11 protein-coding genes and 1 pseudogene are annotated in these 15,648 nt (G+C 67.3%); 4 read left to right on the top strand and 8 right to left on the bottom strand.

What is annotated here, in order from left to right:
- The first annotated feature begins 10 nt into the window (after nt 1–10).
- On the top strand, nt 11–646 hold the full coding sequence (locus QFZ69_RS03585; protein ID WP_306915650.1) for a DUF2461 domain-containing protein: 636 nt from the start codon (nt 11–13) through the stop codon (nt 644–646).
- A gap of 206 nt (nt 647–852) precedes the next feature.
- Complete coding sequence (locus QFZ69_RS03580) at nt 853–2,436, top strand: HNH endonuclease (protein WP_306915649.1); 1,584 nt, start codon at nt 853–855, stop codon at nt 2,434–2,436.
- Nucleotides 2,437–2,566: 130 nt separating this feature from the next.
- Here the strand turns inward: QFZ69_RS03580 and QFZ69_RS03575 are convergent, their stop codons facing one another.
- The 5 genes from QFZ69_RS03575 to QFZ69_RS03555 all read right to left on the bottom strand — a co-directional run bounded on the left by QFZ69_RS03575 (nt 2,567) and on the right by QFZ69_RS03555 (nt 9,409).
- A complete protein-coding gene (locus QFZ69_RS03575) occupies nt 2,567–4,135 on the bottom strand; it encodes an amino acid permease (RefSeq protein ID WP_306915648.1) in 1,569 nt (522 codons plus the stop codon).
- 134 nt (nt 4,136–4,269) lie between these two features.
- The gene (locus QFZ69_RS03570; RefSeq protein ID WP_306915647.1) at nt 4,270–4,677 is read right to left on the bottom strand and encodes a DUF779 domain-containing protein; all 408 of its coding nucleotides are present in this window, start codon (nt 4,675–4,677) and stop codon (nt 4,270–4,272) included.
- A gap of 114 nt (nt 4,678–4,791) precedes the next feature.
- Nucleotides 4,792–6,315, bottom strand: a complete 1,524-nt coding sequence (locus tag QFZ69_RS03565; protein WP_306915646.1) for an aldehyde dehydrogenase family protein — start codon at nt 6,313–6,315, stop codon at nt 4,792–4,794.
- Nucleotides 6,316–6,440: 125 nt separating this feature from the next.
- Nucleotides 6,441–7,823: a GAF domain-containing protein gene (locus QFZ69_RS03560; protein ID WP_306915645.1), complete on the bottom strand. Its 1,383-nt coding sequence runs from the start codon at nt 7,821–7,823 to the stop codon at nt 6,441–6,443.
- 149 nt (nt 7,824–7,972) lie between these two features.
- On the bottom strand, nt 7,973–9,409 hold the full coding sequence (locus tag QFZ69_RS03555; protein ID WP_306915644.1) for an FAD-dependent oxidoreductase: 1,437 nt from the start codon (nt 9,407–9,409) through the stop codon (nt 7,973–7,975).
- Between the two features lie 172 nt (nt 9,410–9,581).
- Here QFZ69_RS03555 and rarD point away from each other — a divergent pair.
- Nucleotides 9,582–10,605: pseudogene (gene rarD / locus QFZ69_RS03550) on the top strand (EamA family transporter RarD).
- Between the two features lie 36 nt (nt 10,606–10,641).
- Here the strand turns inward: rarD and QFZ69_RS03545 are convergent.
- On the bottom strand, nt 10,642–11,514 hold the full coding sequence (locus QFZ69_RS03545) for a universal stress protein (protein WP_306915642.1): 873 nt from the start codon (nt 11,512–11,514) through the stop codon (nt 10,642–10,644).
- A 199-nt stretch (nt 11,515–11,713) separates the two neighbouring features.
- Between QFZ69_RS03545 and QFZ69_RS03540 the strand changes: the two genes are divergently transcribed.
- The gene (locus QFZ69_RS03540; RefSeq protein WP_306915641.1) at nt 11,714–12,505 is read left to right on the top strand and encodes a hypothetical protein; all 792 of its coding nucleotides are present in this window, start codon (nt 11,714–11,716) and stop codon (nt 12,503–12,505) included.
- 188 nt (nt 12,506–12,693) lie between these two features.
- Here the strand turns inward: QFZ69_RS03540 and gabT are convergent, their stop codons facing one another.
- Nucleotides 12,694–14,067 (bottom strand): 4-aminobutyrate--2-oxoglutarate transaminase, encoded by a 1,374-nt coding sequence (gene gabT / locus QFZ69_RS03535; protein WP_306915640.1) that lies wholly within the window; start codon nt 14,065–14,067, stop codon nt 12,694–12,696.
- A gap of 66 nt (nt 14,068–14,133) precedes the next feature.
- Complete coding sequence (locus tag QFZ69_RS03530) at nt 14,134–15,564, bottom strand: gamma-aminobutyraldehyde dehydrogenase (RefSeq protein WP_306915639.1); 1,431 nt, start codon at nt 15,562–15,564, stop codon at nt 14,134–14,136.
- Nucleotides 15,565–15,648 lie beyond the last annotated feature (84 nt).

The following is a 15,648-nucleotide window of genomic DNA, read 5'->3' as shown; positions in this document are numbered from 1 at the left end:
GGATCGCGTTATGACTACTTTCCAGGGGATTCCCGCGGAGGCGTTTGCGTTCTATGCGGAACTTGAAGACAACAACAACCGCGAGTGGTGGCTGGCGCACAAGGACAGCTATAACGCCCTGATCAGGGATCCGTTCATGGCGCTGCTCGACGAACTGGAACCTAGGTTCGGGCCGGGGAAGATCTTCCGTCCCAACAGGGATATTCGGTTCTCGCAGGACAAATCACCCTACAAAACAGCGCAAGGTGCCTTCGCGTCCACGCAGGAAGGCCTGGGCTACCACCTCCATCTGAGCGCCGACGGCCTGCTGGTGGGTGGCGGCTACCATTCCCATTCGCCCGCGCAGCTGGTCCGGTACCGTAACTCTGTTGATGCCTCCGGGACGGGCGGCGCCCTGCAGCACATCGTGGACGCCGTTGCCCGCGCCGGCTTTGCCGTGGAAGGGGAGAAACTCAAGACGGTCCCCCGCGGCTTCCCTCCCGAGCATCCGAGGGCCGAACTCCTGAAACACAAGTCCCTCTCGGCCGGCGCGTATTTGGGCCAGGCGACGTGGGCGGCCACCCCGGAAGCTGTCGGGGAAATCGCTGCGCTCTGGGACCGGCTGCGTCCGCTGGTGGACTGGGTGGGCCGCCATGCCGCGCCATGAGAAGCACGGCGCGGCCGTGCCCGGCCACTAGTGCAGGGGGTGCCACCGCCGCCGCCCTCGTCCTCTCCTCGTCCTTACAACCGGAACAACTGTCAGACCGAGGCGGGCGGCGGTGGCCGCGCGGGCCCGGCGCCCCATGATCCGGCCGTCATGAGCCGCAGGGAGCCGAAGCCTTTTTTGTCACAGGTGACTGATTGACTATGATCATGGACGGCAATCAGGCGCCCGAAGTGGTTCGGGCAGCAGGCGGCGGCACTGGAAGCGGCGCGATGGTGACCGACTTCGCCCGCCTGCTCGCTACCGCGTGCCCCTCCCTTCCCGGCGCCGATGACTCCGGCGGCGGCCTTGGCCCCCTCGGTGCTGACGACTGCGCCGATGGCGATGCCGGACCAATCGACCACATCCGCAGGCTGGAGGACCTCAAATCCGCCGCGGCTGCGCTGCAGGCGCAACTCGCCGTCACTTTTGATCTCCAACAGCGCCGCGAACAGGCCGAAGCCGGACTACCCGCCGACCAGTTAGGCACCGGGGTCGGGGCGCAGATCGCGCTCGCCCGGCGGGAATCCCCGGCCCGCGGCTCCCGGCTCCTGGGCCTGGCGAAGGCCCTCGTGACCGAAATGCCGCATACCCTCGCCGCGCTTGAGACCGGCCAGCTCAACGAATGGCGCGCCACCTTGCTGGTGAAGGAAACCGCCTGCCTGTCAGCCGCGGACCGCTGCGCGGTCGATGAGGAACTCGCCGCCGACACCGGCACCTTCACCGGCGCCGGCGACCGCGCCATCGCCGCCGCGGCCAGGGCAGCGGCCTACCGCCGGGACCCGCGCTCGGTCACCGAGCGGGCCAGCCATGCCGCCGCCGAACGGCACGTGAGCCTCCGCCCCGCGCCGGACACCATGTGCTACCTGACCGCGCTGCTCCCGGTCTCCGCCGGCGTCGCCGCTTACGCCGCCCTGTCCCGGCAGGCCGACACGGCCCGGGCCGGCGGGGACCCCCGCGGCCGCGGCCAGCTCATGGCCGACAGCCTCGTCGAACGCCTCACCGGCACCCCGGGAGGATACACCGGCATCGAAATCCAGCTCGTGATGACCGACCGGACCCTCTTCCAGGGCGACAGTGAACCCGCGAGGCTCCCCGGCTACGGCATCGTCCCCGCCGGCTGGGCCCGCGAGCTGATCAAAAACGCCGGCTCAGCGCCGGGTGCCGAAGGATCGGGCCCGGGCGCCGGAGGCAAAGGCAGCGGAGGCGGCAGTGGCGGCGACCGCCAGCTGCAGACCTGGCTGCGGCGGCTCTACACCGCCCCCGGCACCGGGGACCTCGTCGCGATGGACTCACGGGCCCGGCTCTTCCCCGCCGGGCTCCGGCGCTTCCTCCAGGCCCGGGACGACACCTGCCGCACCCCGTACTGCGACGCCCCGATCCGGCATCTGGACCACATCCTCCCGTGGGCCGAAGGAGGCGCGACGGCCGCCGCCAACGGAGCCGGGCTCTGTGAAGCCTGCAACCACACCAAGGAGACCCCCGGCTGGACAAGCCGGCCCCGGCCCGGGCCTGCGGGGGCGAATGAGCCCAGACACACCCTCGACGTCACCACCCCCTCCGGCCACAGCTACCACTCCACCGCGCCACCCCTGCCCGGGACGCCAGTACGGGGCTCACCAATTCGGGACACAGAGGCCGTAAGGCCGCACGCCATGCCGGCAGCTGCAACGGCCCGACACCTCCGGCGCGAGCTCCGGCACCACGCCAAGACCCGAAAACGTGAACGCCGCCATGACTCGACCGCAGCCTGAGTCCCCGCAGGCCGACCTCTTGTGCCGCAGACGCAAAACCGCCCGCCGATCCGAGGATCGCCGGGCGGTTGAGGGGACGGGCGGTTGAGGGTAGGTGCGAGGACCAGCAGCCCACGGCACTAGATCAGAGTCAGACGCGGGTGAACTCGTCGTCGTTGTCCTGCGCCTTCCGGTACGCGGGCTCGGCTGCATTCACGGCCGGGCCATTGACGGAAGCCTTGGCGTCGGCGAACTTCTCGTTCAGCCGCGAGTGGCGCTGACCGTAGGCGAAGTAGATGGCGATGCCGATCACGAGCCAGATGGCGAAGAAGATCCAGGTCTCTACCGCGAGGTTGGTCATCAGGTAGAGGCAGAGAACCGCAGAGACGATCGGGAGCACCTTGCCGAACGGCACACGGAACGCCGGCTTCAGGTCCGGGCGCTTCTTCCGCAGGACCAGGATGCCCAGGCTCACCATCACGAAGGCCGACAGCGTGCCGATGTTGATCATTTCCTCCAGCAGGTCCACATTCGTCAGTCCGGCCACGAGGGCCACGCCTGCGCCGCAGATGATCTGCAGGCGGACCGGCGTCGCGCGGGTCGTGCTGGTCTTGGACAGGGAGCGCGGCAGCAGGCCGTCGCGGCTCATGGCCAGGACCACTCGGGACAGCCCCATGAGCAGCACCATGATCACCGTAGTGAGGCCCACGAGGGACCCGAACGCGATGATCTTGGCCGCGTCGGTATTCCCCACGGCCTCGAAGGCGGTGGTCAGCGTCGGATTCTCAGCTTCGGCCAGTTCGGTGTAGGACACCATGCCGGTCAACGCCAGCGACACCAGGATGTAGAGGACCGTGACGACCGCGAGGCCGCCAAAGATACCGCGGGGCAAGGTCTTCTGCGGGTTCTTGACTTCCTCGGCCGAGGTGGCCACCACGTCGAAGCCGATGAAGGCGAAGAAGACCAGGGCGGCGCCGGCGAAGATTCCCAGCGTGCCGTACTGCGCGGGGGCGGCGCCGGTGAGGAAACCGAAGAAGGACTGCTTGAGGACGTCCGCGGTTCCGGTGCCGCCGGTGGGCTCAGAGGCGGGCACGAACGGGGCATAGTTCTCGAACTTCACGTAGGTAAAGCCGACCACGATGACGAAGAGCACGACCGCGATCTTGATCAGGGTGAAGACGTTGCCGACGCGGGCGGACAGCTTGGTCCCCAGCACCAGCAGCACGGTGAACACGGCGACAATCAGGAAGGCGCCCCAGTAGAGGTCAATGCCCCCGACGGAGATCGACGGCGGAATGTCGACGCCCATCAGCGCGAACACCTTGCTGAGGTAGATGCCCCAGTACTTGGCGATCACGGCGCCGGCGGTGAACAGTTCCAGGATCAGGTTCCAGCCGATGATCCAGGCAAGCAGTTCGCCCATGGTGGCGTAGGTGAAGACGTAGGCGGAGCCCGCCACCGGGATCGCGGTGGCGAATTCGGCGTAGCACATGATGGCGAGCGCGCAGGTGACCGCGGCGATGGCGAAGGAAATGGTCACGGCCGGGCCGGCAAAATTCGCGGCGGCCTTGGCACCGACGGAGAAGATACCGGCGCCGACAGCAACGGCGACGCCCATGATCATCAAGTCCCAGGTGCTGAGCGACCGCTTCAGCTGACGTCCGGGTTCATCGGCGTCAGCCATGGACTGCTCGATGGATTTGGTCCGGAAAAGGTTCATAGGAAAGTCCACAATCTCGATAACTTGTTGGAAACAGACCTATCAATCGTAGTGTCCATCCCTTGGACCACCATTTTTGTCCTACATACTGAGACGGACGGCGCCACAAGGCTCCGGACCGGTCTGCCGCGTCCTCAGACCGGCCAGTCCATCAGGGTGGAGCGGATCAGGAATCTCTTGCCCTCGGGGGATTCCACCGAGAAGCCGCTCCCCCGGCCCGGGACGACGTCGACGGTCAGGTGGGTGTGGCTCCAGTAGTTGAACTGCTCCCGGGACATCCAGAATTCCACCGGCTGCGGCCGCAGCCCGTCCGAAATGTCGAACAGTCCCAGCTGCACGTCCGAGTCCCCCGTGATGAACTCCCCGGCCGGATAACACATCGGCGAAGAACCATCACAGCAGCCGCCGGACTGGTGGAACATCAGCGGCCCATGCTGCTTCCACAGCTTGCGCAGCAGGTCAACGGACTCAGGGGTGAGCGCCACCCGCGAGAAATCCTCACCGGGGCGGGTCACGGCGGCGTCGAGCCTGGTCTGGGACATCGGGACCTCATCTGGTTGCGGCGGACGAAAGGGCGGAACGCGGGACGGGCCGCGGAAGGGGGTGTGGGCGGGGACGGATCAGTCCTGATCCATCCCCGCCCGGTTCAGTGCCGCCTAGAAGAAGCCGAGCTTGTTCTCCGAGTAGCTGACCAGCAGGTTCTTGGTCTGCTGGTAGTGGTCCAGCATCATCGAGTGGTTCTCGCGCCCGATGCCGGAGGACTTGTACCCGCCGAACGCGGCCCCGGCCGGGTAGGCGTGGTAGTTGTTGACCCACACCCGCCCGGCCTGGATTTCGCGGCCGGCGCGGTAGGCCACGTTGCCGTTGCGGGACCAGACGCCGGCACCCAGGCCATAGAGGGTGTCGTTGGCAATGCCCATGGCGTCGTTGTAATCGCTGAAGCGGGCGACGGACACCACCGGGCCGAAGATCTCCTCCTGGAAGATGCGCATCTTGTTGTGGCCTTCGAAGATGGTCGGCTGGACGTAGTAGCCGCCGGCCAGGTCTCCGGACATCTCGGCACGGGCGCCGCCGGTGAGTGCCTTGGCGCCTTCCTGCTTGCCGATGTCGATGTAGGAGAGGATCTTTTCGAGTTGGTCGTTGGAGGCCTGGGCGCCGAGCTGGGTGTCGGTGTCCAGCGGGTTGCCCTGGATGATCTTGCGGGTGCGGGCCAGCGCGTCGGCCATGAAGGAGTCGTAGATGCCGTCCTGGACCAAGGCCCGGGACGGGCAGGTGCAGACTTCGCCCTGGTTGAAGGCGAAGAGGGTGAAGCCCTCAAGGGCCTTGTCGTAAAACGCATCATTGGTGTCGGCGACGTCGTTAAAGAAGATGTTCGGGCTCTTGCCGCCGAGTTCCAGGGTCACCGGAATAAGGTTCTGGCTGGCATACTGGCTGATCAGGCGGCCGGTTGTGGTCTCTCCGGTGAAAGCGATCTTGCGGATGCGGGGGCTGGAGGCCAGCGGTTTGCCGGCCTCGACGCCGAAGCCGTTGACGACGTTGAGCACACCGGCGGGCAGAAGGTCGCCGATGAGCTCCATCAGGACGAGGATGGACGTCGGCGTCTGCTCGGCCGGCTTCAGGACCACGGCGTTGCCGGCGGCGAGAGCCGGGGCGAGCTTCCAGACGGCCATCAGGATCGGGAAGTTCCAGGGGATGATCTGGCCGACAACGCCGAGCGGCTCATGGTAGTGGTAGGCGGTAGTGTCGTCATCGAGCTGGGACAGGCGGCCTTCCTGGGCACGGACGGCGGACGCGAAGTAGCGGAAGTGGTCCGCTGCGAGCGGGAGGTCGGCGTTGAGGGTTTCGCGGATCGGTTTTCCGTTGTCCCAGGATTCAGCGACGGCGAGCATTTCGAGGTTCGCGTCGATCCGGTCGGCGATCTTGTTCAGGATAGCGGCGCGCTCTGCGACGGAGGTCTTTCCCCAGGAAGGTGCCACCTTGTGGGCTGCGTCCAGCGCCAGTTCAATGTCCTCTGCAGTGCCGCGGGCAACCTCGCAGAAGGCCTTACCGGTGACGGGGGTGATGTTCTCGAAGTACTGACCCTTGACCGGGGCAGTCCACTCGCCGCCGATCCAGTTCTCATAACGGTCCTTGAAGGTGACCTTCGAGCCCTCGGTACCGGGCTGTGCGTAGACAGTCATTGCTAGCTCCTTTGCTATGCAGGATTGATGGCGAACTGACGATGGCAGTTGCCGTTGCCCTCAGCGTAGGAGCAGGGAGGTTGCAGTCAGGTTGCAACCGAAGTGAGCCTGATCACTTCCGGCTGTCACGCGCTGAGTTCCGCGTCCAGCCGTTCGAGATCGGCGACGACGGCGGCACGCTTTGGCGACCGGGGCGGCAGCAGCTTCAGAGCCGCGAGCCGGACCTCGACGTCGTCCCTTGCCTCCGGCAGCCGGGCGTACTTCAGCAGTGACTCCGCACTCCCGCCGGTGAGCACCGCCTCGCGCAGCAGGGAGGAGACCCGGTTCCGCAGCTCGGTAATGCCGGGCGCTTCCGAGCGGGGCAGTACCGCGCCGCGGTAGATCTCCAGGGCGATCCGGTGGGCGCCCCGCTGCAGGCAATTGAGGACCTGGCCGGAGTCCGGCACCAGATCCACGGGCAGCCGGTAGGGCCGGGAATGCGGGACCGCGTCCGGATTGAGTTGCTGGAGAACCTTGCGCAGGCGCACCATCTCGGCCCGCAGCGTCATGGTGGACGCCTCCCCGGAGTACAGCAGCGAGCAGAGTTCTTCGGCGTTGAGCCCTTCCGGGTGTGTGCTGAGCAGCGCCAGGATCTCGCTGTGCCGGGCAGACAGGGTCACCGTCCGGCCGGCAATGCTCAGCAGCGCCTGGTCGCGGCCGAGCAGCTGGAGGCTGTTGCGGTACAGGCTCGTTGCGTCCCGGGTGGATGCCGCCGCGCCGGCCGTTGCCGGAGCAGCCGGGCGGCGCCGCCGGGCCGGCGGCGCGGAACTCGCGGCGGCCAGCTGGAGCCGTTCCACCCGCAGGTATGCCTGCGCCGCGGCGACGGTCGCCTCAACCAGGGACAGGGTGTGCGGCGCGACGGCGGACTCGGTGCCGGTGATGTCGACGACGCCGAGCAGGGCGCCCGAATCGGGATCGTGGAACGGCACAGCCGTGCAGCTCCACGGGTGGACGGACCGCTTGTAGTGCTCGGCGCCGGAGATCTGGATCCCGCGGCCCAGGGCGAGGGCGGTGCCGGGCGCGCTGGTACCGACGGTTGCCTCGGACCAGTCGGCGCCCGGAACGAACATCATGGCTGCGGCCTTGCGCTGCATTGCGGCGTCGCCGTCAACCCAGAGCAGCCGGCCGAGCTCGTCTCCCACGGCCACCAGCATCCCGCTGTCGTGGCTGGGCAGGACCAGCAGCTTGTGGATGACCGGCATGATGGTGGCGAGGGGATGCTGGCGCCGGTACTCAACAAGTTCCTCGCGGTCCATGGCCAGCGGGGCCTCGGGGTGGTCCGGGTTGGCGTGCAGCCGGGCGGAACGCCGCCATGACTCCTGGATTACGGGGCTTACCCCGGGCAGCTGCCGGGCCTCGGGGAACAGCAGGCCACGCGGGTCCAGCTGCTCATGGCCGGTGCTGGCATACTTATGGCGCAGCTCCGCAGTGTAGCCATTGGATGCTGCCGGATGGTCCAGATTCCTCATTGAACTCCCACCTGACGGGCACGACGGCCTGCCGGAGGCGGCCGAGTCCGGCAAGTCTAGTGGCCGGACCCGCGGCCCGGCTAGGGCCGACGTCGTGCTCAGGGCCGACGTCGTGCTCAGGGCCGATGACGCTCTGCCGAGTCCGCCGGCTAGCCGCGGGAGATTTCGATCATGTCCTCGCGGGGAACCACTTTGACGCGCTCCCGGACAATGCCGCTGGCGTCCACCGCGGCGGACCACTCCTCGCCCAGCGCCAGCTCGTGGGCGTCGAGCTTGATCCAGCCTTCCCAGGTCGTGTACTCAATGCCCCGCTCCTCCAGGAGATCGATAATGGCCTGCGGGTCCGGGTTCTGCGCCGGGGGGAGGGTCAGCCGGTCCTCGAGCAGGAACCCGATGGTCTCGAGCGCGTCGCCCTTGGTGTGGCCGATCAGGCCGACGGGCCCGCGTTTGATCCAGCCGGTCGCGTAGATGCCGGGGACCGGGTTGCCCTCGGCATCGAGCACCCGCCCGCCCTCGTTGGGGATGACACCGCGCTGGGCGTCGTATTCCAGTTCGTCCAGCGGCGAGCCGTGGTAGCCGATCGCCCGGTAGACGGCCTGCACCGGGTAGTCGAGGTATTCCCCCGTGCCCTTGGCGTTTCCGGTGCCGTCCAGCTGCATCCGCTCGAACCTGATGCCCGCGACCTTGCCGGGGTGGGCGGGATCGTCGTAGATCTCGACCGGGCTGTGCAGGAAGTGCAGGTGCAGCCGGCGGGAGGACGGCTTCTCCGCCTCCGCATGCTCCTCGACGAGCCAGTTCGTCAGGGTGTTGACCATGGTGCGGATCTGGTTGTTGCTGCGGATTGCCTCATCGGAGGCCTCGTCGAACTCAAAGTCCTCCGGGTGCAGGACGATGTCCACATCTTTGGCATGGGAGAGTTCGCGCAGTTCCAGCGGGGTGAACTTCACCTGGGCCGGGCCGCGGCGGCCGAACACATGGACGTCCGTGACCGGGGAGTTCCTGAGCGCCTGGTAGACGTTGTCAGGGATTTCCGTGACGAGCAGTTCGTCGGCATGCTTGACCAGCATGCGGGCCACGTCCAGCGCCACGTTGCCGTTGCCAACCACCGCGATCTCCTTGGCCTCGAGCGGCCAGTTCCGTGGCACGTCGGGGTGGCCGTCGTACCAGGAGACGAAATCGGCCCCGCCGAAGGAGCCCTCCAGCCCGATCCCGGGGATGTCCAGCTCCGCATCCTTGATGGCGCCGGTGGAGAAGATCACGGCGTCGTAGAACGAGCGGAAATCGTGCAGCGTGAGGTCGCGGCCGTAGGTTACGTTGCCGAGGAAGCGGATGTCCCCGCGGTCCAGGACCTTGTGCAGGGCGTTGACGATCCCCTTGATCCGGGGGTGGTCCGGGGCTACGCCGTAGCGGATCAGGCCGTAGGGCGCCGGGTACGCCTCGAAGAGGTCGATGCTGACCTCGAAATCGCCGTCCTTGACCTCATTGGACTTGGTCAGGATGTCCGCGGCATATACGCCGGCCGGTCCGGCGCCGACAATCGCAACGCGGAGCGGACGCTTGGAGGTGGTTTCGGCCGAGGTGGACACCGGGAGCCCTTCTGAGTCTTGGCGACTGCGCCGCGTCATGCAGCGCACAATCCCTAATTCTAAATGTCTGCGGCAACGGGCGGGGGCTCCGGGTGACTGAGATCGCAGCGACATCGGGCGCGGGGAACCAATTGGACGGAATACGGGCCGCGCAGGTGGTGTTATTGATCTTGTGCCCAGACCCGACGGATCGTTCTCTCCTGCCATGCCGACCGCCCCGGATACGGCCGCACCGTCGGAGAGCCGCGCGCGGAAGCAGCCTGCGCCACTCAAGGCCGTAGACAAGGACACGACGGCGGGCGTCCTGTTCGGCATCGGCGCCTACGGGCTGTGGGGGCTGCTGCCGCTGTACTTCTTTGTGCTCGCACCGGCCGGCGCCCGTCGAAATCGTGGCCAACCGGGTGGTCTGGTCGCTGCTGTTCTGCACCCTGCTGATCACCATCACCCGCTCCTGGCGGGTGCTCGGAGCCGCGTTCCGGAACCGTACGGTGATCGGCCCGCTTGCGATCGCGGCCGGGCTGATCGCGGTGAACTGGCTGACCTACACATACGGTGTGACCACCGGGCAGGCCGTGGAGGCCTCCCTCGGTTACTTCATCAACCCGCTGGTCTCGGTGTTGCTGGGCGTCTTCGTCCTGAAGGAGAAGCTGCGTCCGCTGCAGTGGGCCGCCGTCGGCATCGGGTTCATCGCCGTCGGCGTCCTGACCGTCTCCTACGGGAAGCTGCCCTGGATTGCGTTGACCCTGGCGCTGAGCTTCGGCCTCTACGGTTTCGTCAAGAAGCGGGTGGGACCGCGCGCGGATGCGATCACCAGCCTCACCGTCGAGACCATCGTGCTGGCGCCGCTCGCCGCGGCCACCATGATCTTCCTCGCGGTCAGCGGGGCCGCAACCCTGACCACCAATGGCGCCGGCCACTTCTGGCTGCTCGCGGCGTCGGGCGTCATCACCGCGGTGCCGCTGCTGTTCTTCGGCGCCTCCGCGCGTCGGCTGCCGATGACCACGATCGGCCTGCTGCAGTACTTTGCGCCGGTCCTGCAGTTCATCGTGGCGCTCGCCGTATTCAAGGAGGCCATGACCCCTGACCGCTGGATCGGTTTCGGCGTCGTCTGGCTTGCCCTCCTGGTGCTCACCGTGGACATGCTGCGGACCGCCCGGAAGAATTCCGTCAGCCGGAAGCGCGCCCGCGCCGCCTGAGGCATTCCCAGGCGTCGCCACCGGTCGGTGCAGCGCTCAGAGCTGCTGGCCGGAATCGCTGCGTTCGTAGTCCCGCGGGACCACCACCATGGGGACAGGGAGGGCGCGCAGGACCTTGTTGGCCGTGCTGCCGATGAAGAGCTTGTTCTTTTCCCCGAGCCGCGACGAGCCCACGATCAGAACTTCGCCGTCGTCCCACTCAAGGTCGTCGATCGCTTCCTCAATGGTCCTGCCGTGCGCCACTTCAACACTCACGTTGTGCCCCGCCGGGAGCCGGCGTGAGGCCTCCGTCAGGACCGTATTGGCATGGACATGGGCGGCATTGATGTTCTCTCCGCTGTCCCCGCCGGCGTCGAGTTCCACGAGCGAGACGAGCCGCAACGGGACGCCGCGGCGTCCCGCGGCTCCGATCGCCACGTCGATGGCCGCCTCCGCGCCGGTGCGCTGGCCCACCGCAAGGGTCAGCCGCGTGATGGGATCCCTGCGGCGATAACCGCGGGGCGCCAGCGCCACCGGAAAGGGCGAGGCATGGAGCAGGGCGTTGGCCACGCTTCCTACGCTGTACCGCTTGAACAGCCCGTTGTTCGCCGCGCCCACCACGATCAGACCGGCCTGGTATTCCACTGCCGCGTCGATCAGGCCCGCGGCGAACGACTCGGCCTGCCGGAGATGAAAGTTTGCCTCCAGCTCCGCCGGTACCAGCGCCAGCCCTTCGCGCTCCGGGGTCAGCGCTTCCTGCTCGGCAGCGCTGCCGCGGGTCCCCTCGGCGTTCGAATCGACGTTGGCGGCACGCCGGTCCGCCACGTAAACCAGGTCAAGGTGCGCCCCCTGTGCGCCGGCCATGGCCGAGGCCAGGGCTACGGCGTCGGCGCCGCGTTCGTTGGGTGTGTAGCCAACTACGTATCGCATGGATGAACCCCTTATGGGTCGGGGCAGTAGCCAGTTTGCTCCGGGGTTCCCGGCGACATCGGCCGGTCTGCGTTTCTGCGGTGGTAGGAACGACTCTAGTCCAGCGCCGCGCCGAACAACCCCTAAGGCACCGTGACTTTCGGCCCTGAGCGGGGGAATCTCTTCGGACCTAGGCTGGGACGGTCGAGGGGAGTTCAGTGTGAGTGCGATCAGAGGTCGGAAATTCCGGGCCAGGAACTTCGGGGCGGGGATCCTGGGACTGCTGCTGATTCTCACCGCCTGCACCCCGCCCTCACCGCAGCCCGGCGGGACCAGCCAGCCCGGAATTGCGTCATCCCCGTCCCCGCCGGTTGGCACGCCCACAGCGGCTCCGTCCACGGCGGCTCCCCCCGGCGACACAGACGAGATCGGGCCCCCGCAAAGCGGCGACAAGGTGATCGCCAGCAGGATCGCCCTCGACTGGGCCTGGCCCGGGCCAGGCCGGACGTTCAAGGCCACCCACGGCAATCCGGTGCCGATCGCACCTCCGCCGGCGGCCCCGCTGCCCACGCTCTACGCGATCGGCGCGGGCCAGCACCCGTCCGAGACCCCGCCCTACGACCAGATGAGCTTCCGTTTCAACGGAGGCTTCCCCAGCTACGACATCGAGTTCGTGCCCGAGCTGCTCGCCGACGGCAGCGGACTGCCCGTCCCGTTGCCGGGCGCCGGCGCCGTCCTCAAGGTGGTGTTCCGCGGCGCCCAGGCGCACACGGCGGACGGCACCGCGAGCACCGTCAAGAGCGCTCCCCCGCCCGGCATCGGCTACAAGGCGCTCACCGGCTATGCGCAGGCCGGCGACTTCGAAGGGGTGCTCAGCTACGGACTCGGCGTCGGCCGTTCGATGGCCACCGTCCCGGAGACCCGGGTGCGCGTGTACGAGGTCGAAAAGATCCAACATGGCCAGCACCTGTACGTGGTGGCCATCCAGCTGGACGCTTCACCGTGGAAATAGTGGAAATAACAGGGTGGAAATAGCAGCGTGGAAATGACAGCACTGAAATGGCTGGCGGACGTAGCCCGCCCGGACGATGTGTCCGGGCACGGAGAAGAGCCGCGGACCCGTGGTCCGCGGCTCTTCCGCCGGCCTGCCTGCCCGCTGGCCTGCCTGTCGTCAGGGCCCGGCCGGGCGTGCGGTGTTTGTCAGGCGTTGGCCTTGATGGCCGCGGCTAGGACCTCAAGTCCGTCCAGCAGCAGCTCGTCGCTGATGACCAGCGGCGGGAGCAGCCGGATGACATTGCCGTAGGTGCCGCAGGTGAGGATGATGACACCCTCCTTGAGGCAGTGAGCTGCGACGGCCTTGGTCAGTTCCGGGTTCGGTTCCTTGGACCCGGCCTGGACCAGTTCGATCGCGAGCATGGCGCCGCGGCCGCGGACGTCCCCGATCACGGAACGCCCGGAACGCTCAGAAAGCTCAGCTGCGAGGTCCCGCATCCTGCCGAGGGCGAGCTCCTCGATGTGCCGGGCGCGGCCGTTGAGGTCGTACTGCTCCATCGAGCCGATCGAGGCCAGCGCCGCGGCGCACGCTACCGGGTTGCCGCCGTAGGTGCCGCCGAGGCCGCCCGGGTGGACGGCGTCGAGCAGGTCTGCCCGGCCGGTGATCGCGGACAGCGGCATGCCGCCGGCGATGCCCTTGGCCATCGTGATGATGTCCGGGACCACACCTTCGTGGTTCACGGCGAACCATTCGCCCGTGCGGCAGAAGCCGGACTGGACCTCATCGGCGATGAAGACGATGCCCTTGTCCTTGGCCCAGGCCGCCAGCGCGGGGAGGAAACCCTCGGCGGGGACAATGAAGCCGCCCTCGCCCTGGATGGGCTCGATGATGATCGCGGCAACCTGCTCGCCGCCGATCTGCTTCTCGATCATGGTGATGGCGCGCTTGGCGGCCTCGGCACCGGTGATCTCCGGGTTTTCCTCGCGGTACGGGTAGCTCATCGGCATCCGGTAGACCTCGGGCGCGAACGGGCCGAAGTTGGTTTTGTACGGCATGGCCTTGGCGGTCAGCGCCATGGTCAGGTTGGTGCGGCCGTGGTAGGCGTGGTCGAACGCGACGACGGCGACCCGGCCGGTGGCCAGGCGGGCCACCTTGACGGCGTTTTCCACGGCCTCGGCACCGGAGTTGAAGAGCACCGTGCGCTTCTCGTGGTCGCCGGGGGTGAGACGGTTCAGCTGCTCGGCGACGGCGACATAGCCTTCGTACGGAGTGACCATGAAACAGGTGTGGGTGAAGTGCTCCACGGCCTCCTTGACGGCTCCGACGACGGCCGGATCCGAAGCGCCGACGCTCGTCACGGCGATGCCGGAGCCGAGGTCGATGAAGGAGTTGCCGTCGACGTCGTGGATGATGCCGCCGTCGGCGTCGGCAACGAAGACGGGGACACTGGACGCGACGCCGGCGGCCACGACGGCCTTGCGGCGGGCGGTCAGGGCGAGGGACTTGGGGCCCGGGAAATCGGCCTGGACTCGGCGTTTCTGCTCAAGACGGTAGGTGATGTCATGTGCGGTGGTGGTCATGGGAAAGCCTTTCTCAGCGTGAGGGGGGTGATGCGCCGGGTTACCCGATTGCGCCATGAATCCGGATTATGAATCGAGCGCGGACATGACGTGCTTGATCCGGGTGTAGTCCTCGACGCCGTACATGGACAGGTCCTTGCCGTAGCCGGACTGCTTGAAGCCTCCGTGCGGCATTTCGGCGGTGAGCATGATGTGCGTGTTGATCCACACCGCACCGAAGTCCAGGTCGCGGCTCACGCGCATGGCGGTGCCGTGGTCAGTGGTCCAGACGCTGGAGGCGAGGGCGTATTCGACGTCGTTGGCCAGCTCGACGGCTTCCGCCTCGGTGCTGAACTTCTGCACCGTGATGACCGGTCCGAAGGTTTCCTTCTGGACGATGTCGTCGCTCTGCTTGGCCCCGGTGACGATGGTGGGTTCGAAGAAGAATCCCTTCTCCCCGGCGCGGTGGCCGCCGATTTCGATTTTGCAGTTCCCGGGCAGGGACTCCACGACGGCGGCGACAGCGTTGAAGTGATTCACGTTGTTCAGCGGACCGAAGTAGTTGTCCTCGTCGTTCTGCGAGCCGGTGTGCAGGGTCTTCGTGTGCTCCACCATGGCCGCCACGACATCGTCGTGCGCTTCGTCCTGGACCAGCACACGGGTGATCGCGGTGCAGTCCTGGCCGGCGTTGAAGAATGCGAATTCGGCGATGGCCGCGGCGCTCTTCTTGATGTCCGCGTCCTTGAAAACGATGGCCGGGGCCTTACCGCCAAGTTCCAGATGGGCGCGCTTGAGGCCCTTGGCTGCGCCGGAGGCGACGGCGATGCCGGCCCGGACGGACCCGGTGATGGAAACCAGCCCGGGGACCTTGTGCTCGACCATCATCGCGCCGGTCTCGCCGGTGCCGAGCACGACGTTCAGGACGCCGGCCGGGAAGATGTCGCCGGTCAGGCGGGCCAGGACCAGGGTGGACTCGGGCGTGGTGTCCGAGGGCTTGAGCACCACGGTGTTGCCGGCGGCCAGGGCGGGACCGATCTTCCAGATGGCCATCAGGAACGGATAGTTCCAGGGCGCCACCTGGGCCACGACGCCGATGGGTTCGCGCCGCACGTAGGAGGTGTGTCCCTCGAGGTACTCCGCGGCGGACTTGCCTTCGAGCAGGCGGGCGGCGCCGGCGAAGAAGCGCAGCTGGTCCGCGCCGGCGGCAACCTCCTCGGCGGCGATCAGGGAGCGGACCTGTCCGGTGTTGCGGTGCTGGGCCTCGACGATTTCGTCGCTGTTGGCTTCGATGGCATCGGCGAGCTTGAGCAGCAGAAGCTGGCGGTGTGCCGGCGTCGCGTGCTTCCAGCTCTTGAAGGCATCGTTCGCCGCCGTCATGGCGGCGTCGACGTCGGCCGCCACGGAGATGGGGGACGTCGCCACCACTTCACCGTTGGTGGGATTGACGATGTCCAGCGTGCCGGTACCGGCGGGGGTGACGAACTCGCCGTTGATGAAGTTCTGCAAGGTTTGAACCACGGTGTACAACCTCTTTCGTGCTGAAGGGCCCAATGAGACTGCTCCGAGCCTATGCCAGGGCTGTTCCGCAGGGAATAGTCACCT

It is taken from the genome of Arthrobacter sp. V1I7, from assembly GCF_030817015.1.
Taxonomy (GTDB): Bacteria; Actinomycetota; Actinomycetes; order Actinomycetales; family Micrococcaceae; genus Arthrobacter.
The sequence above is the reverse complement of the archived record's forward strand: the minus strand, read 5'-3'. Positions and strand labels throughout refer to the sequence as shown.

Bases quoted from the DNA above. Each gene is read 5' to 3' on its own strand.
- QFZ69_RS03560 (WP_306915645.1), bottom strand. From the start codon at position 7,823: ATGAGGAATCTGGACCATCCGGCAGCATCCAATGGCTACACTGCGGAG.
- QFZ69_RS03580 (WP_306915649.1), top strand. From the start codon at position 853: ATGGACGGCAATCAGGCGCCCGAAGTGGTTCGGGCAGCAGGCGGCGGC.
- QFZ69_RS03570 (WP_306915647.1), bottom strand. From the start codon at position 4,677: ATGTCCCAGACCAGGCTCGACGCCGCCGTGACCCGCCCCGGTGAGGAT.
- gabT (WP_306915640.1), bottom strand. From the start codon at position 14,067: ATGACCACCACCGCACATGACATCACCTACCGTCTTGAGCAGAAACGC.
- QFZ69_RS03575 (WP_306915648.1), bottom strand. From the start codon at position 4,135: ATGAACCTTTTCCGGACCAAATCCATCGAGCAGTCCATGGCTGACGCC.
- QFZ69_RS03585 (WP_306915650.1), top strand. From the start codon at position 11: ATGACTACTTTCCAGGGGATTCCCGCGGAGGCGTTTGCGTTCTATGCG.
- QFZ69_RS03565 (WP_306915646.1), bottom strand. From the start codon at position 6,315: ATGACTGTCTACGCACAGCCCGGTACCGAGGGCTCGAAGGTCACCTTC.
- QFZ69_RS03545 (WP_306915642.1), bottom strand. From the start codon at position 11,514: ATGCGATACGTAGTTGGCTACACACCCAACGAACGCGGCGCCGACGCC.